The organism is Hahella sp. NBU794, assembly GCF_050749805.1.
In the GTDB taxonomy this organism is placed as follows: Bacteria; Pseudomonadota; Gammaproteobacteria; order Pseudomonadales; family Oleiphilaceae; genus Hahella.
Map to the genome: position 1 here is coordinate 3313830 of NZ_CP192738.1, position 21636 is coordinate 3335465.

Below are 21636 nucleotides of genomic sequence, written 5' to 3' on the forward strand. Positions count from 1 at the left end.
TATCTATCAGGAGACATGATAACTATGACGTTCAATCCTCCCCATCCCATGCAGGCATACTGGAATATTGCGGCGACGCCGGTACAGGGACAGTCGTTGAAACTGGCTATCGAAATGGACGTGTTCCGGTTGCTGCAGCATCCTGCTACCGCGTCTGAACTGGCGCGGAAAACTTCCACTCGCCCGGAGAAACTGGGGTTATTGCTGGAAATGTTGTGGAGCATGGGATTACTGCATCGCTGTGGCGAGGCGCCTGTAGGCGACTTCGAGTACAGTCTTACCTCAGTGGCGCGTGAGTACTTCGCTCCAGACGTTGAAGACAGTCTCGCTTCCGCTTGGCGCTTTCGTTTTGACGTGTTGAAAACCGCCGATGACGCGATGACGCGGGACCGGATAAGTGCAGATGAGATGCTGGAAAATGCTTCCCACGCCACCGACGCCGGATGGGCGGCAGCGGCGCAGGCGCAGATCGCCCACGAGCAAGCCAGCATCAGCGCGCCGGCCCTGGCGGAACTGCTGACGCAAATTCCGGCGCTTCCAAATACAGGACGTCTCATCGACCTGGGGGGCGGGCCAGGGATAATGACGCAAACGCTCGCCCGGGCTTTTCCGGATATGAAGGCATACCTGTTTGAAGGTCCCATGACGGCCGCCGTCGCCAGAGATTCTATCGGCGCCGCAGGTATGGCGGACAGAATTGACGTGCTGGAGGGCGACCTGGAGACAGACCCGTTCGGTGACGGTTACGCTCTGATTTGGTGTTCCTCCGTTCTGCACTTTATTCATAACCGAGTCGCCTTTCTCAAGAGAGTGAAAGACGCTTTGGCGCCGGGAGGCGTGTTTATCTGCGCCCACGGCGAGCGTTCCAACGATCCCGGTCGCAACGCAGAGATGCTGCCTTTTTATCTGCCCATGTTGCTGCGCGGCTGTTTTGTCCCTCGGCAGGGGGAAGTCGGGGAGTTGTTGGTTGAGGCGGGTTTCTCCGTGGTTCAGTCTGCTGGGCGCCGCCATTTCGCCCTGGCGCCGGTTCAAGTGATGGTGGCGCGCAAGGAGCCGAGGGCCTGACGGATTTTTTGGCCGCTGTGAAGGCGGCCTCATGTTTTCTCTTTTCAGTTCTTTCTATTTTCCTTTCTCTCCATGACCCCCTCCCTGAATTTCTCTTCGACTAAAGTGAAATTTAATCATTTTATCGCCGCCGCTTTCCTTTCATTTTTATTGTTTGGATCAATAAATGAACGACTTCCGGTTGGGTTACAAAATGAAACAAGTTATATGTTGTTATGAAATGCTTTTCATAGCGAGTCAGACAACGCTGTGTGATTGATAATTTAAATTTTAATGTTCGTTCTGTGGGTAGGGTGAATGAACATAATCTGTCTATCTGGACAAGTTTTATTGAACGTCGATTAATTAATTCTTATGAATATTCAATAAGTTAAATATTTCGACTTGTAATAGTTATCTGGATGGTAAATTAGATTCGGCTTAATTAGGTTTTTTGAATGTCAATAGGCATTAGACTAAAGGCTAATTTTCTGATTATTTTTTGATTGATTAACTGAATTCGCGTTTATTTGTTTGGATGCAATGATTACTGAAATAAACCATATGTATTAATCAATTAAACCACAGCATAGGCCTAATGATAGATATATAGAAACGTTTTGGTGAATCGTTCTCTAAATGAGTAAAAGGACGATAAATAAATATAAGGACCTAATTATGCATTACCTGTCGAAATCTTTTGTTCCTTCAGCGCTCGCAGCCAGCATCCTATCACTGTTAGCGCCCGTCTCGACCGCTCAGGCGAATGACGATATACCGAAGTATCAAGATAAAGTATACGCCGCCCAGGATCTCGCCTCCCTGAAGGATACTATCGTTCGCGATCCGGACTTCTATGTCCCTCTGGCTTATCTATCGCACTACTTGGGCTACGGCTGGTGCGGCGGAACCGCCTCTCAGAATGTGGGTGAAGATTTCAGTATTACCCGCAATGGCGACGAACAATATACATTACAGGCTAATTATAATAGCAGTGATCCCTACACTGACGGATACTGGGCGGATAAACGCTTAAAAATGTCGTTATCCGGACTTAAGTTTTATACCAACCCCGGCTCACTTAAACTGGGCGATCCCCAGGTCTATGACCGCGAGCCGTTAAAAACCATTACTGCGGTGGTATATAACCGTGGCAATACGGAAGATACCGCCGTCGCCACTTTACAATATGACGAAACCAAAAGTTGGTCGAAACAGGAAGATTATTCTTTCTCCGAATCAATAAGCATCAAAAATACATATAAATTTGATCTTAAGATTTTCGGAGGAAGTACGGAAATTACCGCAGGCTTTACCGCCAATCAGGGCTGGAGCGAATCCAACGGCAACAGTGAGACAGTCACCCAGTCCGCGCAGTATCGCGCGCTGATGCCGGCGAACTCCAAGCGCATCATCACTCTCACGGTCTTCAAACAGAAAGCCGATATTCCCTATGAGTCGGAAATGGTCCTGGGGTACAACGTCGCGTTGGAGAACTTCCTGCGCTGGGGCGGCAACGCCAGAAACGACCACCCGACAGATCGTCCCTGGGAGAATTTCACCTTCGGTGGTCGCAATAACCTGAACGGCGCGGAAGATATCCTGGATCAGTACGCGCATCGCGGTATCCAGAACTACGGGCAGTGGGATTGGAACTGGATGCTGAACCAGTATGGCGCCGACAACGTGAAGTGGGCGGTGGGCAATATCAGCAAGCGTCGTTTTATCGCGCCGCTGACTGGTAAATTCACCACAGTCGATGGCAGTCAGTTCAACATCGACGCCAGTGCGCCTATTTCTCTGGATAGTTCTGAAATGCAGATGGCGCAGCAGTCCGCTCGCACCAAACGCAGCCTGGGCGGCAATCTGGAGATGGAAATCGTGCGCGTGGATGACTACAGCTACGACGATACGGTCACCAATCTTACCTTCACTTTGGATGACGGCTTGAAATCCATGTAATTCAAGCGAGTTCGCACGCTGATTCTGATCAGCTCCCCTTTGGCGCGTCACTGCTCGGTGGCGCGTCGTTTTCGTTTTACTGCTTAAATTGCTTACGCTCTTGAAATGATTCGCCCGATCCAGATGAAAGCGTGCTATTTTGGAGGAATCAGGGCTTCCTAAGAGTCCATAAACTAAATGGACGCGAATTATGAAGTACTTTTCGATCTGGCGTAGCGTGGCAAGCAGCCTATTGTTGTTACTCTGCATTGTCGGCGGCGCCAATGCTAAAGAAGGGCATCCCGCCAACTCTCATCCTCTCCCATATGGCGACAACTGGGAATGCGATCGCGGCTATCGCCAGAAGAATAAATCCTGTATCGCCGTCGAAGTTCCTGCACATGCTTACTTGAGTGCTTACGGCCGTTCCTGGGACTGCGACAGAGGGTTTCGCAAAGAAAGCGAAAGCTGCGTGGCGATTACTGTTCCAACCAATGGCTATTTGGACAAAAGCGCCTTTCAGGGCTGGCGCTGTGAGATCGGTTTTAGAAAGCAGGACGATCAGTGTGCGGCTGTGCTAGTGCCGACTAATGCGTACCCCACCTATGAGACCCATGGCAGAGGCTGGAAATGTGAACGCGGCTTCAGGGAAGTCGATAACGCTTGTCTGGCGGTAAAGGTTCCTGCCAATGGCCATCCTGTCTATGAACTGTATGGAAATGGCTGGGCCTGCCTGCGGGGATTCAAGGAGGACGGTGATAGCTGTGTGGCGGTAAATATGCCCGCAAACGCTTTTCTGACGGAGAAAGGCGACGGTTGGGAATGCGCTCGCGGCTATAAGGCGGATAGAGACGCATGCGACCCCATTAAAATTCCCCAGCATGCCCATCTTGATAATTCCGGCAACGGTTGGGAGTGCAACAGCGGCTATCGTGAGAAAAGCGGTCGTTGCGATCAAAGCTGGTGATTTGAGTTTTTTATGACCGGAGACATTGAGATTTCTCTATTGGGTATTAGATTAATAATCTAAGAGAAATAGTCTGATAGGAGCTCTGAATGCATGCCGAGACATTAAGAAACGTTCTGCACTGGACCAAGGAATTTCATCAACAGCTTTCAAAATCCCTTTCGCAGTCCGCAGGGCTCCATGAGAATGAAGGGTCCCGTTTGCTGCTGGATTATCTGGCTCGGCACGAAACGCTGCTCTCCAGCGTCATCGACGGTTTTGAACATACCGGCGAGTTAAAGGCGCTCAATACCTGGTGCTACGAATACCTTGAGATGCATCCTACGCACCCGCTGGCGGACGGTCAGATTCACTATGAGTCGCTGAACTCCCAACAGATCATTGAAACCGTCATGGAGAAGCACCAGCACATTATCGAGCTGTATCGCTATCTGCACGCCAAAGCGGCGACGCCTTCCACCCAGGAGCTTCTGGAGAATCTGATGAAGCTGGAAGAGCACGAGGCGATGTTGATGTCGCAAAACGGCAATCGCCTGGACGAAATGTGATAAGCGTAATGAATGTGATGTAAACAAAGAGCGGCGCATTTTGGCGCTAGCGCAAGCCGCGCCGCTCTCCCTCCGACTTTTTCTCCTTCCACTGAAGACCCCCTCCACCTGAAGACTTCTGAGACACCATTTCCAGGTGTGCGCCAGTACGCTAAGAGAGCGGCCTAAGCGTTAGTTTAGCCCTAATGTCCCCGGTGACAGGTCTGGCGTTTACGCCGTAGACTGAACAAAAAGAAGTCAATGATAAAGGCTGTACATCGATTTCCTTGAGCTTTCGCCGCTTGCCTCAAAACATCGGACAAGGAGTGAAGGAATTATGCGATATACAGGCTTGGTACTGGCGTTGATGGTCTCTACCGTCGCATGGTCGACGGAACCTTCCAAAGTGGAGGCCAATCGCGCTTATTCATTGTCCGCGCCCGCCAATCTACGTGATTCACCGCCCAGCACTTTTTTCTACATCCTCGGAGATAAAAAAGGCTCCGTAGCGAAAGACGACAGCGTCGTCGTAAAAGAAGTCAAAAAGATCAATACCCTGACGGGAACTCAGTATTGGATCAACGTTGAGCAGGCACAGCCCGGAACTGCCAGCGACAGGAGCGGCTGGGTTTATATCGGCAAGGATGGCGGCGAATCCATTTTGATGGAGGAACGGCAGTGAACGAATTTACCCCTTTTATCACCCAGATTTTCTTTCTGGGCGTCATTCCTTTCGCCGCCTACTTTCTCGGCGTGTATATCCGCAAAACCGTTTTTCCATCCCCGCAAAGCCCGGTTATGAAACACCAGTTTCTAGTGGCGATTCCTTTGAGCGTCATGGTGATCGCCCCGCTGATTGCGACCCTGGGGCAGGCCATCAGCGACGCGGAAAGTATGTCCGCTTATCTGATCACCATCGGCGTGATCATCGAGCACGGCCTGTTCATGAACGAAGCCGTCTGTGAACGCTTCAAGGCCAAACTGCAACCTGCATAAGACGGCGCGCAAAACCTGTAAAAAAATCCAAAGAAAAGGAGACAACAATGAATAAGGCATTGGCGACCTTCGTTTTGGCGCTGTTTTTAAGCGCTTGCTCAGGAGTCACGCTGGTCAGTGATTATGACGAGGTTATCGATAAGGGCAGTATGGAGTTTTCCGAGCAATTAAATACCCACGTGAAGAACATGGCGGACCTGGCGGGTACGCCGGAAGGAACCTATGAGAAGAACAGACCCGCCTATAACGCGCTGGAATCCAAGCTGGATGCAATGATCGCCCGCGCCTCCGCCGCCTCGGAAGGCAAAGCCTGCAAGCTGGAGAAAAAGCTCTACAAGCGGGTGACCACGATGATGAACGAGAAGATTCCCACAGAGATCGCCCAGAGCGGCATGGAGGCAGACGGCAATGCGGACGGCTGTAATGAAAAGCTGTTGTCGTTAGTGAAAGACCAACTGCTGTTCATTGAAGAGATTCATCGCGAAAGCGATAAGTGCGGTCCCCAAAAGCTTTCCTGCCTGAGACCCGCCACCTCCAAATCAGCGATGGCTATCGCCAATCAGTCGATTAACGCCGTATCCGTCGTCGAAAACGCGAAGAAGAACTAGCACTTTAAATAACTAAGCTTTGAAGAACCAAGCCTTGGAAGAGCTAACTCTTGATAGAAAAGGAGACTGCTATGGAGATCAATGCGAACGATATCTACGAAAAAATCATCCAGGCGGCGGAAGCCTCATTCAAAGAAGGCTGGCTGGCCGTAAAGTCATACGCCCCCGCTGAGTTCAAGAAAATGTCCGTACAACTGGCGGACGTGGCGCAGAACGTGGCGCTGTATCAGATCGACAAAAACCAGGGTTACTCGCCGAAAACCGGCAAGATACTGGTCAGGATGCAAAAGACCTCCTGCGAATCAGTGCTGGTCGCCATTACCCAGCTCACCCTGATCACAGTGCAAAAAGCGCTGAACGCCATCCTGAAAGTGCTGAAGGACGCTTTTGGCGGCGTGTTGGCGGCGGTGGTTTAACCTGGCTGTTTTATAATTCACTCTTTTTGCGCGTCAATACAATGGTTCCATGACGCGCAACACTTTCCTCCAAAAAACAGATAAAAAGTCACAAAATCGCCGTCCAGTATTTAACTGCCCGCCAAACCGCCCATCCCTACACTCGTAATACATCCTGAAAGAGACCACCGCCGCAGGTTGGGATTTGCGTTAGCAGGCGCGGCGTCGGCTCTGTGAGATGGAACTCGGCGGGACGGCATGACGACATTTTTCTGCGCGCTCGCCGAATAATATCGACCTCCATGGATATAGGGGTTCTTTATGAAAACAACACTCATTTCTCTCGCCATGGGCGCGGCGATCACCGTTGCTTCGTCCGCCAGTTATGCAGACGTGGAAGGCTCCACCTCCTATCTGAATCATGTAATCACCGCCAACGGGGCGGCGCATTATTTGCCGATAAACCTGTCGTTTTATGCGAGCACAACCGGCACAAGAGCGATTTTCTTCAATGGCGAATGCGCGGTGCAGTCCAACGACAACTTCACCTGGTATGACGTCAATATCGAAGTCACCAGCCCCAGCGGCGTAGTGACCATTATCGCGCCGTCCAACAGCGACAACGCCTTCTGCACCGGCAAAGGCAATGGCGTGCTCGGCAACTGGTCCAGCAACGAAACCCACGGAACCTACTACGCCTCCGCAGTAGGCTGGTACCGCGTGCGAGTGCAGGGACAACTGATCGGATACGGCGCAGGGGAGAGCGTCGATATGGATGACATGTCTTTGATCGTGATGGATTGATCAAGGCGGTTGTACAGAAGCGCTGAGCAACGCCGACCTGCCTAAATAAGTTCGCCGCCCACGCTGGTTGTAGTGCGTGGGCGGTTTCTTGTTTATGAGCCGAAATAGTTTTACCGCTAGTTACCTGCAAGCAATCACCTTCCAAAGACTCCAAATAACTTGTGCTGACATTCAACGCCGTGGACAGTAGGCTGTTGCCGAGGATCTTATGCCGCAGAAGGGGAAATTAAGACGTTATGAACGTTAATAATGTGTTGGGCAACTTGGATGACTATTCTGGCCGAGCATTAAGGGTATCCGGCGTTTTGTTCGCGAACAAAACGTTGATGTTGCAGTGTGGTGCGGAGGAGAGTGCGGTAGATGACTGCATTACATTGGAGTCAGCTAAGGTATATGACGTTCTGTCTGAATACATTGAGCCCAGAACTGGCGGCGAATGGGAGTATGTCGATTTTTGTGAAGTCAGCGGAACCCTCCTGATATGCGATGGAAAAACGACGTTATCTGACATAAAACACATGACGCTGAAAACAAAGTGGATTAGCTATGATCTCTACTTTGATGGTCGCGAGAGAGATCTGAAAGCTGATGTGTCAGAGGCGATGCGGCGATTAGTGGTTGAAAAAGAAGGAAAAACATGGATAAGCGGCTATCTTATTGACGTAAAGGAGGGTGTTTATCTGTCAGATAGAATCGACGCCAATATTAGTGATGCTGACGTTATTAAAATCGTTCAACCTGATATTCACGAGGTGGTTGAGAATAACTTTAACCCGACGGTTGACTGGCCCGAAATTCGTGAGAAGGTGATGGTTCTGGCGGAGCTTGCGGAAAAAGATGGATCTGTTGAAGTCACTAATATTGAACGCTTTAAGGTTGATTACGGGGCGTTGGTCATAACCTTTGACGGGAAGGGCGAGTACACTTGGGGGGAATAATTGTTGTCATCTTTTGAAGACGCATACCAGGAAATGCTCACTGAAGGCATTATCTCTGGAGCGAACATTGGTTGCTCAAGCACTGAAATCGCTGCAATTGAACACAAGTACGGCATAACCTTGCCTCAGTCCTATAAAGAATTTCTGAGACGGTGTGGACGCTCCTGTGAAGCGCTTGACGATAATGAGTTCAATTATCAGTATGAGCATGTCAAAGACATGACGGAACTCCTGATAAAAGGTCGCCAGAGATTACTTGTTGAAGAAGATGAACTGACGGACCCTTTTCCTGACAGCATCTTTTTCATAATGGAACGGTATGGGGATGAGTTTAATTACATTATCGCCAATAGCGAGGCTGACTCTCCTGTGTACTATTACAATTACCCATTGGATACTGTCAAAAAAGTCTTTGACTCCGTAGGCGACTGGTTTAAGGCCCACGCAGCAGATATGAATAGCTTTAAAGAGCAAGGTTTGTAGCCTCTGCGTTGATGGCTGGCCGAATGCTGTAGTGAATAAGGGGGAGACGTGAATGAGTGTTCAGACGAAAGATAAGACGAGGATTCAGGGCGTGTTGGCGGTTCTGGGCGCCAGGACTCTTCGGCCCTTTTTGATTGAGGGCGGCGATGATGTGATTGAGTATCTGGGGTCTACAATCGATGCGGAATTTGAAAAGCATATCTCAGCAGTCAAACTAAATTTTATTAGAATTGCCGACGATAAATTCATCCGGAAACTCGGAGATACAGTTTTTCCTCTCTGTGGGAACTGCTATTCATATATAAATAAAGCCGTCCTGGAAGGAAGCTATAGCTATGAAGAGGACGGTGAAAGAGACTTTGGTAATATAGTTTATGCCCAAATCTTTAATGACCAAGGTGAAAATGTGGAGTTTCAGCCATAGGCTTTTAGTTGGCGGGAGTGGTTGATATGGCTTTGTCATTTTCTCATGATATTGACTATTCATATACTGAAAACCTATGTCATCAGGCGGCTGGCGCTTGAAGGGAGCCAAGAAGACTATGATCGTGTTCCCTCTTGGTTAAGGGATGAAATAAATAGAGATATAAAGAAATTTCACGAGACTGGAGTGTGGATGATCGTCTCAAATGAGGGCGTTGAAAATTTTGAAGTGATTGCGAAGAGATTTTCGACTAAATCCGGGGATTGTTAGCATGGCTAACATTGATGAAGTTGTTATCAAACTGAAGGAAAAAGAAAAGTTCTGCGTCGAGTATTATCAGCCAGAATGGATGTTGGCTGATGCGGTAGTCGTTGAATTGAGTCAGTTTGATGTCTCGGAATACAATATTTTTGATATTTTCTCCAGAGACGTGATTGAGAATTACATCCTTGCCCCAGCTGAACCATTTTTGAGTGTTAAAGAGGGTAGTGTTAAAGTTGAGAGATTTATTAAAGCCAGTGGGGCGGAGCTTAAAAATTCGATCATTCAAGCTTGGCTCCCTTGTATCAAAAACTGATTCACGAGTGGGAGAAGGCTGGTTGGATAACGATCATTAAAGATGCGGATAGCAATAACTCTCTAACCATATGCATTAATGAAAAATAAGACGAATATACCTTTTATTTTAACTTTACTCGTAAATTAAGAAGAGTGATCATGCCAGATGGGATGTTTGATAAAATTGGTGGCCTTGATGATCCCGAGTGGATTCTCAAACACTGCCTTTATAAACTGTTCACTTCACCCAGAGCACTCGAAAAAGTCGACAGATTTATCAAAGAAGGCTATGTAGCAGGCGAACTGAACTGGTCAATCCAAAAATGGTCAGATGAAGTGGGTGAAGAGTTTGAAGTCGAGCCATACGAGGGCTTTATGGCTTTTGTAGGAGGCGATGAGCATGGCTATTACGAAAATGATGAGTACTCGATTTTTCATAACGATGAAGTGTTTTACTCCAGACTAGCATCCGCTTTGGACTGGTATGCATCAAAGCATCCTGAGAAAAGCGACGTTGTTGACAGCCTTAAAGTCGCCATGGCGGTAGGGTTGTAAAAGGACGTCTGATATTGGTGGATATGACGATATAATCGGATAAAGCAGAATGTCAGTCTTAGCCTCAGAAATTAAAATTAATAAACTCCGTTACATTGACACGTTTCAAACCGTCAAAGGGTGTTTTTCAGGGCCGCCATTTAGTCTGGATAACACTATAAAACTTAATGTAGAGAGCTTTGAAGACTCTTTTTTCGAATTCTTGTCTGTTACAGTCGGTGGAGGATCTCTCCTTCACTATGATGTTAAATTGCACGGTAAGATTGCAGAGGACAGGAGCGATTTATACATAGACGAAGTTGGCTATATTAAATTCTGCGTGAGAATAGGAACTGCAGTTTTTATATATTCACCAGATAATATTCGCTCGCTTGAATCAGTTTTAACTGACTTTGAAAGTGATAGTGTGATTTGCGGTGATATAAGTCTGGATGGAGAAGATCTGTGCTTTCGTGCAGTAGATGAGGGTAAAGTGAGCTTTGATGAAAACCCTCGTCGTTTTCTGGAAAACTTCCTTAAACGTAGAGACTTTTTTGATAAGACAGTGACTGTCGTTGCGGATGTAGAGTCAGAAGAACATGATGGAGTGCGCCACATCACGGATATTCATAAAGCCAAAGCTGTTGTAGGAAATGCAGTGTTTGAATGGAGCGAAGAAGCTATTCATGCCTGATTCAGGGCAGGCAGGCTCCTTGGTCTATTTCTATAAGTATTTTGTTTTATTGGTTTTTTTTGGTTGAGCCTCAGATTATAAAGGACTATCAATGATAGATATTCGACTCACTTCAATGGATGATTTCGACGCTATGTGGAATATCTTCCAGTCAGTCATCGAAACCGGTGATACGCTTCCATTTGGCGAAAGCTTTGATCGGGAAGCATTTCATCAGAACTGGTTTGCTTCAAAACCGGCATATGTCGCAACAAATGAGTCAGGCGTTATCGGTATGTATAGTATGGGAGCGAACTATCCTGACCTGGGTGCTCATATTTCAAGCGCGACATATCTTGTGCGCCCAGATGCTCAAGGAAAGGGAGTGGGGCGGGCGTTAGTTCGCCATAGCCTCGAAAGAGCGCGTTCAGAAGGCTTTTCCGCCATGCAGTTTAACTATGTGGTCAGCACCAATGTCCCCGCGGTTGAGCTGTATAAGTCGTTAGGTTTTTTCATTGCAGGCACTCTGCCAAAAGCGTTCAAGCACAAGCGACTTGGGCTTGTCGATGCTTATGTTATGTATTGCTTCTTGTAAGCCGAGTGGAATGGACAAGCCCGTATCCTGTCTGTGGTTGTGACGCTCAGTTTAGTGAGGGGCTTTCTTCTGATGAGTGAAACAGTTTGGCAGAGGGGAGCGAACTCCCCCCTTGGAATTACAATTAGAACTCAACTCAAAATGACGCTGCGTCGTTCACTTGTATTTCCACTGACGCCAATACGTCGCGGAAGTGTTTGCAGCGTTCCAGTCGAAGGTTGTACACCACGCCTTCATCTGGGTAGTAGACTTTCCATTCGCCTTTTTCGATGGGAGTGAATGATACTTTGCTTCCTGATCTTCCCATGCTGACCGAGGTAGTAGACGCCAGCACCGGCAGGCCGATGGCGTTGCCGACGTCTATGTAAAGCCCTTCGCGATTGGTATGCGCGCCGCGACAGCCGGCCAGGAAGACAAATCCGAATTTTGAAGGGGCTAACTTGCGCGTGGCCACCAGGTGATTAACGACTTCGGCCCCGGTTTTGCGTTCGTTTGCGGTGGCTTTGAATCTGAGTTCATTGGCGTGGCCGAGTAGCACCAGAGGGAGCTTGCCGTCGCCGTTGCGTTCATTCAGGAGGGAGGAGCTTCGCCATGTCGTCCGATCCAGTGCGCCTTCAAGCGCTGAGAAGATATCGCCGATTTGACTGTCTCCGCTTGTTACCAAAACACCTAATCCGCTCGCCATCTTTCTTCTCCTTTTGACAGATGCATAGAGGGCTCGCTCTCTTAGCCAGAGCGCTGCGGGAGCGAGGCTGTGTAAGCAGAATATAAGGCGCTTTTGGAGGGTTAATTCCTTCATGCTGCGAGCTATATTTTTATCGCCCACCCGACAGGGATAGACGTTCCGTCAGGTACTTTAGGGAAGCCTGTTTGATATGAGCAAAGCAGCATAAAAAGCTAATCAGTGATCAGGAGCGCCATAGAACATGAAACGTCTAAGTAGAACCATTGTTTCCATCATCCTTGTCCTTGCTTCAATACAAAGCGCGTTTGCGGCTGAGGCCATTGTGATCGTCGCATCAGGTCAATCCAACGTATTAGGGCGAATCAGCGAGGGGCCCTTTGTCCATAACGAAAATCTGTACGTTTATAACAACGACTGGAATCAGTTCGAAGTCGCAGACCTTCAACACAAAAGTTATCGGACCGTGCTGGGCGATAGCTTTGGCGGCGGCAAGGCCAACGCTGCGATCGCTTTCGCTAATCGGATACAGCATGAAAAGCGCGTTCCGGTTTACGTCGTCATTGAAGGAAAAGGCGGCGCGAGTATCGAAAATTGGGTGACTGGCGACTATACGGCAAAAGTGAACAAAGTCGTTGATCAGGCGATTGCATCGGAGCCTGGGCTGAGTCGGGATAATGTCCAATACTTTGTGTGGTTGCAGGGAGAGGTGGATTTGCGCACTGGCATGGATGAAACCGAATACGCACAGGCGTTTTATCAAGTGGCGAACCAGATCGGCGCGCCCATGACCGTTACGGCGCCGATTTCACAAGGTTATATCGATAATAATGTGGGCCACGACAACCTGGGCGTACAGGATTTTTTCCACTCGCTCGGCAGACCTTATCGCGTCGCCAATGTTGATGGTTTAACGCTTGGCGATACTGCGCACTACGACGGTCGCTCCGTCTGGGAATTAGGTTATTTTCGGTTGTATGAAGCCTTGCCGCACTAAGCTTAGTTGGCGTTGAAGGGGCAATTAACGCCCCTTAAATCGTCCCCCCGGGAGAAATCACATACCCGAGATCCATTACTGGTTCGAAGTCGGCTTGCCCTTCCAGGCGGGCGAGGAGGGCTTCGGCGGCGAGGGCGCCCATTTCGTGACGAGGGGTGAGCACGCTGGCCAGTTGTGGAGTCATCACCTGACCGACGTCGTGGCCATGGAAGCCGGCAATGGCCATTTCCTGGGGGACTTTGATGCCGCGCCGCAGGCATTCGAAGTACGCGCCGATGGCCACGTCGTCATTGGTGCAGAAGATGGCGTCAGTTTCCGGCATTTCATCCAGAATGCGGGTCATCAAATGCGCCCCCACGCTGAAAGACGAACGCGCCGCATATTGCATGGTGCGCGGCTCCAGCCCCGCGTCGCGCATGGCCTGTTGATAGCCTTCCTGACGCTGAAGGGTTCGCGTGTCCAGTCGCACGGAGAGATACGCCGTGCGGCGATATCCCCGTTGAATCAACGTGCGGGTCATGTCGTAGGCGGCCTGCACGTTATCAAAACCAATGGCCTGATCCAGCGCGGGACTGCGGGTATCCATGATTTCCACTGTTGGCGTCCCGGCGGTTCTGATCATTTGCAGGGCGCGCTCAGTATGGCGGCTCTCTGACATGATCAATCCATCCACGTTATAGGCGAGCAAATTGGCGAGGTTCTGTTCCTCCAGTTCCGGGCTATAGCCGTAATGAGTGAACATCAAATGATAACCGCGGCTTTCCGTGACCTGTTCAATTCCCCGGATCACATCGGAAAACACCTGATTGGTCAGGGACGGAATCAATACGCCAATGGCGTGGCTGCGTGATTTGGACAATATGTCCGGCGCCCGGTTGGGGATATAGCCCAGTTCCCGCACCGCCGTCTGGATTTTGTGTCGCAAAGGCTCGGAAACCAGCTCTGGTTGTCGCAGGCAACGACTTACCGTCATTTTGGTGGCGCCGACCTGGTCGGCGATGTCCTGTAGCGTAGGTCTTCTTTTTTTCACTGGGTTCCCTTTCAATCTGATGCGGGGCGACTGCGCGATGCGTCACAATAATCCAGCGCCTGTAAACACGCCGTTAAAACCTCTTCCGCTGACTGACGAATATCAATAACGATGGCTTCGTTCTCATGAGGTTCCTCCAGTGCGGCGAACTGGCTCAGCAGCATTTCCGGTCCCTTGAAATAATGGCCGCGACGCTGGGTCAGGCGCTGCAGGATCGTATCAAAATCCCCCTGTAAATAAACATACCGCAAACCGGGCGTACCTGCCCGAAGAAGAGCGCGATACTCCGATTTCAAGGCGGAACAGGCTAACACCAGGCTGGGCTCATGCCGGATCAGGGCGGACAGGTCCGCCAGCCATTGTGCGCGGTCAGCGTCAGTGAGAGGCTCGCCGCGGGACATTTTCTCCACATTGGCGGCGCAGTGAAAATCGTCTGCGTCGAAGAACGGCAGCGCCAAGCGGTGCGCCAGGGCGGCCCCGATGCGACTTTTGCCGCAACCGGAGACGCCCATCACGATAATTTTCAAACCGTTTTTTCTCTCTACTGAACAGGTTTCACGGGTTTTTGAGCTGGCTTCATGAGCCTCTAAGTTGGCTTCCATCGAGTTGGGTTTCCTTTCCATCAGGCCCACCATAACGCCAGTTGCGGGAAGGCGATGAGTAGCGCCAGGGCGATCAACTGCAATCCGATAAACGGCAGCAGGGAGATAAATATTTCGCCAAGAGAAATATCCTTCGGCGCTACGGATTTAAGGTAAAACGCGGCGGGCCCAAAGGGCGGTGACAGAAACGACACCTGCATATTCATGCAGAACACCACGCCGAACCAGATAGGGTTGTAGCCCAGCTCCACCACGATAGGCACGAATATGGGCATGGTCAGCAACGCCACGCCCACCCAGTCGAGAAACATACCCAGCACCAATAGGATGGCCATCATCAGCAGAATCGTAGTGAGACCATCGCTGCCGCTGAAAGAGAGAATGGTCTCGCGCACAAAATCGATGCCCCCCATCAGGTTATAGACTCCCACCAGGGCGGTAGCGCCAATGCCGATCCAGATGATCATGCCGCAACTACGCAAGGTAGTGACGCAGCTTTGCTTCAGCATGGTTCGGTTCAGCTCGCCGCGAATCAACGCGCTGATGGCGATGCCGACCACGCCCAACGCGGACGCCTCAGTAATCGATGCGACGCCGGTGTAAATACTGCCCAGCACCACGGCGACGGTGAGGATAGGAAATACCAGCGCTTTCGCTAGGTTGGGCGTATCCGCCTGCGGCTCAAGATCTGGCGAGTTATCGGCGTTATCCGAAGGCAATGGCGCCCAGTGAGGGCGCAACCTGGCGGCGATGAGCACATAAGCGATATACAGCGCCGCCAGGATCAACGCCGGCGCAAAGGCGCCTTTGAACAGGTCGCCAATGGACACATTCGCGGTCAAACCATAAATGATCAGGACGATACTGGGCGGCAGCATGGTGCCCAGCGCGCCGCCAGCGCAGGTGACGCCGATGGCCAGACGACGGTGATAGCGCAGACGCAACATTTGCGGCAGCGCCAGCAGGCCCAGCAGGACGGTTTCACCGCCGATGACGCCGGACATGGAAGCAAGGATAACCGCCACTAACAGCGTCTGCACCGCCACCCCGCCGCGCACCTTGCGGCCAAGTCGATTCATGGCGTCGAACAGGTCCCGGGCGATGCCCGAATGATCGAGCAGGGCGGCCATTAACACGAACATGGGCACCGCCAGAAAAACGTAACTGCCGACAAAGCTATACATGCGGCTGCTGACCAGGGGCAGCGCCTGGGGGCCGAACCAGCCCAGAGCGAAGGTCAGCGCCACCAGCCCGGTGGCGAAGGCGAGTTGCATGCCGGTGAGCAGCAGAACGATCAACATAAACAGCATCAACAGACTGCCATAGGCGATGCCGATGGAAGATAAATCAAACATCCTCGGACGACTCCTTGGCGGACGAATTGTGAGTGGCGAACAGTCGTCTGATATCGCGAATCAGGTGCAGGATCATTTGCACCGCCAGTATGCAGAACGCGACGAATATCAGACCTTTCAGGTAAGCGGGAAAATGTGGGTTCCAGGCGGAGCCGGAGGACTCCAGACGCAGGTCGCCCCAGGGCGCGAACCAGGCTTTTTGCGCCATGAACCAGGAGCCGTAAATCATCATGCCGCAGAAACTCAGCCCTAGCAGATGATGCAGCAGTTTCAGCCAGGCGCGAACCTTGGGAGCGACGGCGTCATAGAGCACCACCACCCGCACATGCTGGTCATTGGCGAAGGCGTAAAGACCGCCGATGACGAACAGCGCCGCGCCGATAAAGGTGGCGGTTTCGTGCACCCAGATAGTGGGGGAATCGAACACATAGCGCATCGCCACTTCGTAAAAAGATATCGCTACAACCAGAATGAACAGCAAGCTGAGTTGGCGGCCCACCCAGTTGATGCAGCGGTCGAGCAGGTTGGCGGGAGCGGGAGTTTTCGCATCCTCCAGCTCTTGCATCAGATCGGACATGACAGAAGCTCCTGAGTCAGGGCGAAACAATACGGCGTTCGCCCAGGCTTGGTTTAGGACATATCAGAGCGCTTACAGCAGCCCTTGTTGCTGTAGATAGGCGGTCACAGACTCGTAGACCTTCTTGGCGTTGGGAGATTGCTTGGCGAACTCCTCCCATTGGCTACGGGCGATCTCGCGGAACTTCTTACGCTCTTCCGCCGGCCAGTCGTGAATGGTGATTTTGGGATTGGCGCGGGCGGTTTTGACCGCTTCGATATCCGCCATTCTGAGCTGCGTGCTGATGTCGTGGGCGAAATCCCGGGCGGAAGTGGTGAGAATTTCCTGGATGTCCGCCGGCAGTTTGTCCCACTGTTTCATGCCCATGGCGATTTCCAGCAAGGGCAGGGAGTGGAAGCCGGGGTACACCGGATGCGGCGCGATGTCATTCATGCCCGCCTCCTGATTGGTGGAGAACACGGTGTAATCCGCCGCGTCGATGACGCCTTTGCTCAAGGCGGTGAATACCTCAGAGCTGGGCAGGTTTACTGGCGCGGCTCCGGCGGCGGCGAATACCGACTGCACCAGACCTTCCGGCGCCCGCAGTTTCAGCCCTTTCAGATCCGCCACGCCATTCAATGGCTTCTTGGAAACGAAGGCCTCCAGTCCGGTAGCGCCGCCTCCGACGAATTTGACGCCGTAAGGTTTGTACAGCTCGTTCATGAGCTGATAACCGCCGCCGTAATTGATGTAGGTAATCAGTTGATCCGGCGACGACCAGGCGCCCACGGTGTTGCCGATCAGGCCGAATGCGGGATCTTTACCGGAGAAGTAACCGGTAACGGAAATATGCCCGTCAAGAATGCCCATGCCCATGGCGTCCAGGGTTTCCGTGTGGCTCACCACACTGCCCACAGGCAGCAATTCGATATGCAGGCGTCCGCCGCTCATACGCTCAACGCGCTCGGCCCATTCCTGCTGCACTTTGAAATTCTTTACCCCGGAAGGGTCGGAGGACTGAAACTTGAAATTGAAATCCGCTGCGCCAGCGGTTCCGAAGGACAGAGCAGTCGCCAAAGCGCCCGCTGCGAGAGAGGTCGATAACTTCATATGATCGCTCCAATTCTTATTTTTAACGGAGTATCGCCGCCGCGAGTTGCAGGCGGCTTCAGGGTTAACGCAATTCATGCTAGGCGTGTTACCGGTAACATTCTAATAAATTTGTTACCGGTAACTTTTTTAAATCAATAACTATTAACTATCGACTGAGTCGGAATAAAATCTCCGGCATTTTCGTCAAAAATAGAGCAAATTGTGATCAATATGCTAAAGTTAGGGTACTTATAGAACCGGGTTTTATGCGTTAATTCAGAGTTATAGCAGGAGCAGGGAATATAGGAAAAATGATTAGGGAATGTCGACGATGGAAAGTTATTACAAGACCATACTGAACTTAATAGCGCAATCTCCTAACTCAGACTCGTTATTCCAGTCTTTTTTGAAGCTGATTACTGAGATCGCCAGCTGCGACAGCGCAGTATTTCTGATCACCGACCTGAATAACCTGGGCGACTCTCACAGCGACTACATCTATAACGTTCCCCAAGAACATCAAAATATCTATGAAAGTTACTACAACCAGATAGACACGACGAACGAGACCATCTCAAAAAGCCAGCAGGATCTGGTGTTTGTGCAGGATCTCCCTGATGAACTGACCAGCCGGGAAGTGGAGTCGGAATTTATGGCGCCCAATGGCTACAAAGGGCGCGCCGTCTTTGCATTCCCACGCAGTAATAATTATGTGACGAATCTTTATCTGTGCCGGGATGGTTTCTTTTCGGAAAACGATAAGACAATGCTGATCCGCTCAACCCAATCCATTCGCTTAACGGTGCAGGAAATACTGAATAATGAGCGTCGCCGGAATTTTGCGCGCTCACTGCTCAACGCCACAGGGAGCCTGGGTGGTTTGCTTGGCTATGTCATCGTGGACGACAGGATGAATCTGGTGGATATGGATTCCGACCTGGTTTTCCTGTTCGTCAAAAAGCAGATAAAAATCGAGAACAAAAAGGTGCATATCTATGAGCCAGAACTGGCGAATATCATCGATATGTCCATCCGCTTCGGCGCTGCATTGACATACTCTGCGATAGATTCAGACTTCTCTTATGACATTGCGGTGGCGCCTACGTCGTTGTTGAAAGGGCTTCTTCCCTGGGAGATGCCGCCCAACGGCCTGGTGATCGCCGTTTATGACTGCCACCGCTGCGTGATTCATTTAAAGAAACTGATGGATTGCTATGGGCTCACCAAAACGGAAGCGGAAACCACGCTGCACTTTTCTCAAAAGCCCCATAACAAGCTGTTGGCCTCTGAGTTATCGAAGGCGCCGGAAACCGTCCGAACCCACGTCAAAAGAGCTATGCAGAAGATGGGCGTGCACTCGCAGTCGGAGTTGGTGCGTCTGGTGTTGACCATCACCATGCCATGATTTTGTGAAGGCCTACTCCTGAGGGGAAAGCGCCCCCAATTGGGGTATTTCCAGGCATTCGCATTCCTTCTAATCTTGTCATGACGACATCAAATGGCGGCATTGAAAACACAACAAGAGGGACCTAACAGTGACCAACTGGGAAGTGTGGCCGAATTGGGCTGATGAGAGTTCAGTCTGCCCGGTCGCAAGGCATGAAGACCTGTTGTCTTCGCGCCCTGGCGGTACAGACTCCACGTCAGCGCCCAAACATAATTCACAGACGTTGGAGCACTCGATAGAAAAATATAAGAAATTTCTGAGATCCGAAGCCGACAAGCTGAACACGCATAAAAACGAAATCGGAAAGAAGAGACAAGGCGACCAAGCCTGACCACTAACAGGCTGGGCAGTGACGATAAATGTCGGATTACTCACAGTGATACGCCGCGCTAACCGCCAATACCACTCGACAGCGCGGCTGGTTCTATAACCTTTTCAATCCTCAGGCGCCGCTTGGTCGATACATATCAGTCGCTGACGCTTCACGCTTGCTGCGGAAGCGTCAGCAGGGCTGGATCAGGTCACGTCTTCGATGCTGAGCCGGGTCGCCACAAGCCGCAAAAATTCCGGCAGGGGCACATAGCGGTCATACCCCGTGACATGTTCTTCACGGGTGGGAAAGGTCCACTCACCATCACCGCCGTCTTCCTCCCAGCTCAGTATGTTGTAGTGAGAGGGTAGGGAGACGACGTAGCCGATGGTCTTGTCCTCCGGCTCGCCGCTGCGCCATTGCAATCTCTCAGGGGCGCCGGAGTCGATATCCTGCTGGCATTCGACGCCAGTGGCCCACTCAACCGCGCGCGTCAGATCAATATAACCCACCACCTTCGCCGCCACGCTCTCCAGACCGCGCCAGAAATAGTAATCCGGCGGATCAAAAGCCCAGGGCGACACGTCATACACCAAACCGGCAGGGTATTGGATGGCGACGAGGTAGTGGACGCTGTGGGCTTTTCCTGGGAAAGCGCCTTGGTTCCATGTGGGTAACGAGGTCGTCATTGTAAAAATCACCGGATTAATAACAGGTCAGTATCATCGCCATATTAATAATGGCTGAGCACTTACAGGTATTGGGGCTGCGCAGATGGTTTTTTGTCCGCGTACTCGGTCGCTTCCGCGTTTGCGGGCATCAAGTCACGCCACCAATAGGTTTGCTGCGCGGGCTCAGACAGCACCAGAGGCGCGCCGATCATGGGTGTGCGCAATGTCACCTGATGTTCTCGCGCCAGCGCCGCAATGCGTTCAAGGGGGTCATACCAGGCGTGCATCGCCAGGTCGAAAGTGCTGTTGTGAATCGGCATCATCTGCTTGCCCTGCAGGTCGATATGGGCCTGCATGCTTTCTTCCGGCTGCATATGCACGCCGGGCCAGTTCTGATTGTAAGCGCCGGTTTCGATCATGGTCAGATCGAAGGGGCCGTACTTGTCGCCAATATCTTTGAAGCCGGGGAAATAGCCGCTGTCGCCGCTGAAAAACAGCCGTTCTTTGCTTCCCAGCATCACCCAGGACGCCCACAGAGTTTTATCGCCGTCGAACAGGCCGCGACCGGAAAAATGTTGCGCAGGCGTCGCCGCCAGGGTAACGGGTCCAACCTTCACGGATGACCACCAGTCCAGCTCGGTGATTTTTTCCGCTGGGACGCCCCAGGCTTTTAGCTGTCGTCCCACGCCAAGCGGGGTATAGAAATGCTCGACGCGGGAATGCAGCGCCTTGATGGAGCCTTCGTCCAGATGATCGTAATGATTGTGTGAAATCAACACGCCCTTGATCGGCGGCAGTTGCTCCATCTCAATGGGGGCAGGGTGGAAACGCTTGGGGCCGGCCCACTGTACTGGGGAGGCCCGCTCTGAAAATACCGGATCAGTCAGCCAGAAGTCGCCTTCAAAGCGAATGAGCACGGTGGAATGTCCCAAACGATAAACGGCGCTGCGCTCATCGCCAAGCAGTTGTTCCGTTTGCAATGGCTGCAGTGGAATCGCCTTATCGGGACGGGTGGCGGCGTTATTATCAAACAGGAAGCTTTTCAGTATTTTTCCCATGCCTGCGTTCGCCCGGGTCGGAATGGAATTATGAAATTTGCCTTCGCGGAAGTTGTCGCTGTAAGCGTCGGACGGTGATGGCGCGCCCAGGCCGGTCAAGGTGGCGAGAGTATCGTTGTTGTGCATGGCTAAAGCTCCCAATGTGATAACAACCAAGCCGAATAGCAGGCGTTTTTTCATGATGTGTATCCAACCGGTCCATTCAACTAATTTGTAAACTACACAGACATTTTTAAATTACACGGATATTTGTAAACTACACCGAGCAGTTTACTAGTAAATTTTTAAAAGTAAACTGGAGAGTGTAAACTTGTCCGCATTGTTCACTTCAATACGACCTGGATAAGGC

26 protein-coding genes are annotated in these 21636 nt (G+C 51.1%); 18 read left to right on the forward strand and 8 right to left on the reverse strand.

Annotated features, from left to right (window positions below; genetic code table 11):
- Positions 1 to 24 precede the first annotated feature (24 nt).
- From ACQYWX_RS14775 to ACQYWX_RS14850, 16 genes are all read left to right on the forward strand, one after another.
- Positions 25 to 1065, forward strand: coding sequence for a methyltransferase (locus tag ACQYWX_RS14775; RefSeq protein ID WP_431689353.1), 1041 nt, complete (start codon positions 25 to 27; stop codon positions 1063 to 1065).
- A 657-nt stretch (positions 1066 to 1722) separates the two neighbouring features.
- Positions 1723 to 3006, forward strand: coding sequence for an aerolysin family beta-barrel pore-forming toxin (locus ACQYWX_RS14780; protein WP_279506677.1), 1284 nt, complete (start codon positions 1723 to 1725; stop codon positions 3004 to 3006).
- A 190-nt stretch (positions 3007 to 3196) separates the two neighbouring features.
- Entirely contained in the window at positions 3197 to 3952 is a 756-nt protein-coding gene (locus tag ACQYWX_RS14785) for a hypothetical protein (RefSeq protein ID WP_431689354.1), read from the forward strand.
- Between the two features lie 89 nt (positions 3953 to 4041).
- A complete protein-coding gene (locus ACQYWX_RS14790; RefSeq protein WP_431689355.1) occupies positions 4042 to 4500 on the forward strand; it encodes an ATPase in 459 nt (152 codons plus the stop codon).
- Between the two features lie 316 nt (positions 4501 to 4816).
- Entirely contained in the window at positions 4817 to 5161 is a 345-nt protein-coding gene (locus ACQYWX_RS14795; protein ID WP_431689356.1) for a hypothetical protein, read from the forward strand.
- A complete protein-coding gene (locus ACQYWX_RS14800; protein ID WP_431689357.1) occupies positions 5158 to 5475 on the forward strand; it encodes a hypothetical protein in 318 nt (105 codons plus the stop codon). The genes ACQYWX_RS14795 and ACQYWX_RS14800 overlap by 4 nt, the downstream gene beginning before the upstream one ends.
- A gap of 47 nt (positions 5476 to 5522) precedes the next feature.
- Positions 5523 to 6083, forward strand: a complete 561-nt coding sequence (locus ACQYWX_RS14805; protein WP_279506684.1) for a hypothetical protein — start codon at positions 5523 to 5525, stop codon at positions 6081 to 6083.
- 71 nt (positions 6084 to 6154) lie between these two features.
- The gene (locus tag ACQYWX_RS14810; protein ID WP_431689358.1) at positions 6155 to 6499 is read left to right on the forward strand and encodes a hypothetical protein; all 345 of its coding nucleotides are present in this window, start codon (positions 6155 to 6157) and stop codon (positions 6497 to 6499) included.
- A gap of 300 nt (positions 6500 to 6799) precedes the next feature.
- Positions 6800 to 7282 (forward strand): hypothetical protein, encoded by a 483-nt coding sequence (locus tag ACQYWX_RS14815; RefSeq protein ID WP_127970415.1) that lies wholly within the window; start codon positions 6800 to 6802, stop codon positions 7280 to 7282.
- Positions 7283 to 7518: 236 nt separating this feature from the next.
- Positions 7519 to 8220 (forward strand): hypothetical protein, encoded by a 702-nt coding sequence (locus ACQYWX_RS14820; protein ID WP_431689359.1) that lies wholly within the window; start codon positions 7519 to 7521, stop codon positions 8218 to 8220.
- 3 nt (positions 8221 to 8223) lie between these two features.
- Entirely contained in the window at positions 8224 to 8703 is a 480-nt protein-coding gene (locus ACQYWX_RS14825; protein ID WP_431689360.1) for an SMI1/KNR4 family protein, read from the forward strand.
- 52 nt (positions 8704 to 8755) lie between these two features.
- Positions 8756 to 9127 (forward strand): hypothetical protein, encoded by a 372-nt coding sequence (locus tag ACQYWX_RS14830; protein WP_431689361.1) that lies wholly within the window; start codon positions 8756 to 8758, stop codon positions 9125 to 9127.
- A 271-nt stretch (positions 9128 to 9398) separates the two neighbouring features.
- The gene (locus ACQYWX_RS14835) at positions 9399 to 9704 is read left to right on the forward strand and encodes a hypothetical protein (protein WP_431689362.1); all 306 of its coding nucleotides are present in this window, start codon (positions 9399 to 9401) and stop codon (positions 9702 to 9704) included.
- Positions 9705 to 9844: 140 nt separating this feature from the next.
- Positions 9845 to 10240: a hypothetical protein gene (locus ACQYWX_RS14840; protein WP_431689363.1), complete on the forward strand. Its 396-nt coding sequence runs from the start codon at positions 9845 to 9847 to the stop codon at positions 10238 to 10240.
- 49 nt (positions 10241 to 10289) lie between these two features.
- Positions 10290 to 10913 carry a hypothetical protein gene (locus ACQYWX_RS14845; RefSeq protein ID WP_431689364.1) on the forward strand — a complete coding sequence of 208 codons (624 nt, stop codon included), beginning with the start codon at positions 10290 to 10292 and terminating at the stop codon, positions 10911 to 10913.
- Between the two features lie 91 nt (positions 10914 to 11004).
- On the forward strand, positions 11005 to 11487 hold the full coding sequence (locus tag ACQYWX_RS14850; protein ID WP_431689365.1) for an N-acetyltransferase family protein: 483 nt from the start codon (positions 11005 to 11007) through the stop codon (positions 11485 to 11487).
- A gap of 136 nt (positions 11488 to 11623) precedes the next feature.
- Here the strand turns inward: ACQYWX_RS14850 and ACQYWX_RS14855 are convergent, their stop codons facing one another.
- Complete coding sequence (locus tag ACQYWX_RS14855; RefSeq protein WP_431689366.1) at positions 11624 to 12172, reverse strand: hypothetical protein; 549 nt, start codon at positions 12170 to 12172, stop codon at positions 11624 to 11626.
- Between the two features lie 241 nt (positions 12173 to 12413).
- Between ACQYWX_RS14855 and ACQYWX_RS14860 the strand changes: the two genes are divergently transcribed.
- The gene (locus ACQYWX_RS14860) at positions 12414 to 13166 is read left to right on the forward strand and encodes a sialate O-acetylesterase (protein ID WP_431689367.1); all 753 of its coding nucleotides are present in this window, start codon (positions 12414 to 12416) and stop codon (positions 13164 to 13166) included.
- Positions 13167 to 13200: 34 nt separating this feature from the next.
- Here the strand turns inward: ACQYWX_RS14860 and gntR are convergent, their stop codons facing one another.
- The 5 genes from gntR to ACQYWX_RS14885 all read right to left on the reverse strand — a co-directional run bounded on the left by gntR (position 13201) and on the right by ACQYWX_RS14885 (position 17819).
- Positions 13201 to 14196: a gluconate operon transcriptional repressor GntR gene (gene gntR / locus ACQYWX_RS14865; protein ID WP_431689368.1), complete on the reverse strand. Its 996-nt coding sequence runs from the start codon at positions 14194 to 14196 to the stop codon at positions 13201 to 13203.
- Positions 14197 to 14207: 11 nt separating this feature from the next.
- Positions 14208 to 14798 carry a gluconokinase gene (locus ACQYWX_RS14870; protein ID WP_431689369.1) on the reverse strand — a complete coding sequence of 197 codons (591 nt, stop codon included), beginning with the start codon at positions 14796 to 14798 and terminating at the stop codon, positions 14208 to 14210.
- Positions 14799 to 14818: 20 nt separating this feature from the next.
- Positions 14819 to 16153 carry a TRAP transporter large permease gene (locus ACQYWX_RS14875; protein ID WP_431689370.1) on the reverse strand — a complete coding sequence of 445 codons (1335 nt, stop codon included), beginning with the start codon at positions 16151 to 16153 and terminating at the stop codon, positions 14819 to 14821.
- Positions 16146 to 16730: a TRAP transporter small permease subunit gene (locus ACQYWX_RS14880; protein ID WP_431689371.1), complete on the reverse strand. Its 585-nt coding sequence runs from the start codon at positions 16728 to 16730 to the stop codon at positions 16146 to 16148. The genes ACQYWX_RS14875 and ACQYWX_RS14880 overlap by 8 nt, the downstream gene beginning before the upstream one ends.
- Before the next feature lie 72 nt (positions 16731 to 16802).
- Complete coding sequence (locus tag ACQYWX_RS14885) at positions 16803 to 17819, reverse strand: TRAP transporter substrate-binding protein (protein ID WP_431689372.1); 1017 nt, start codon at positions 17817 to 17819, stop codon at positions 16803 to 16805.
- A gap of 304 nt (positions 17820 to 18123) precedes the next feature.
- Here ACQYWX_RS14885 and ACQYWX_RS14890 point away from each other — a divergent pair, with 304 nt between their 5' ends.
- Positions 18124 to 19206: a helix-turn-helix transcriptional regulator gene (locus ACQYWX_RS14890; RefSeq protein WP_431689373.1), complete on the forward strand. Its 1083-nt coding sequence runs from the start codon at positions 18124 to 18126 to the stop codon at positions 19204 to 19206.
- Between the two features lie 558 nt (positions 19207 to 19764).
- Here ACQYWX_RS14890 and ACQYWX_RS14895 read toward each other — a convergent pair.
- A complete protein-coding gene (locus ACQYWX_RS14895) occupies positions 19765 to 20247 on the reverse strand; it encodes a hypothetical protein (protein WP_431689374.1) in 483 nt (160 codons plus the stop codon).
- A gap of 62 nt (positions 20248 to 20309) precedes the next feature.
- The gene (locus tag ACQYWX_RS14900) at positions 20310 to 21467 is read right to left on the reverse strand and encodes an MBL fold metallo-hydrolase (protein ID WP_431689375.1); all 1158 of its coding nucleotides are present in this window, start codon (positions 21465 to 21467) and stop codon (positions 20310 to 20312) included.
- Between the last annotated feature and the right edge of the window lie 169 nt (positions 21468 to 21636).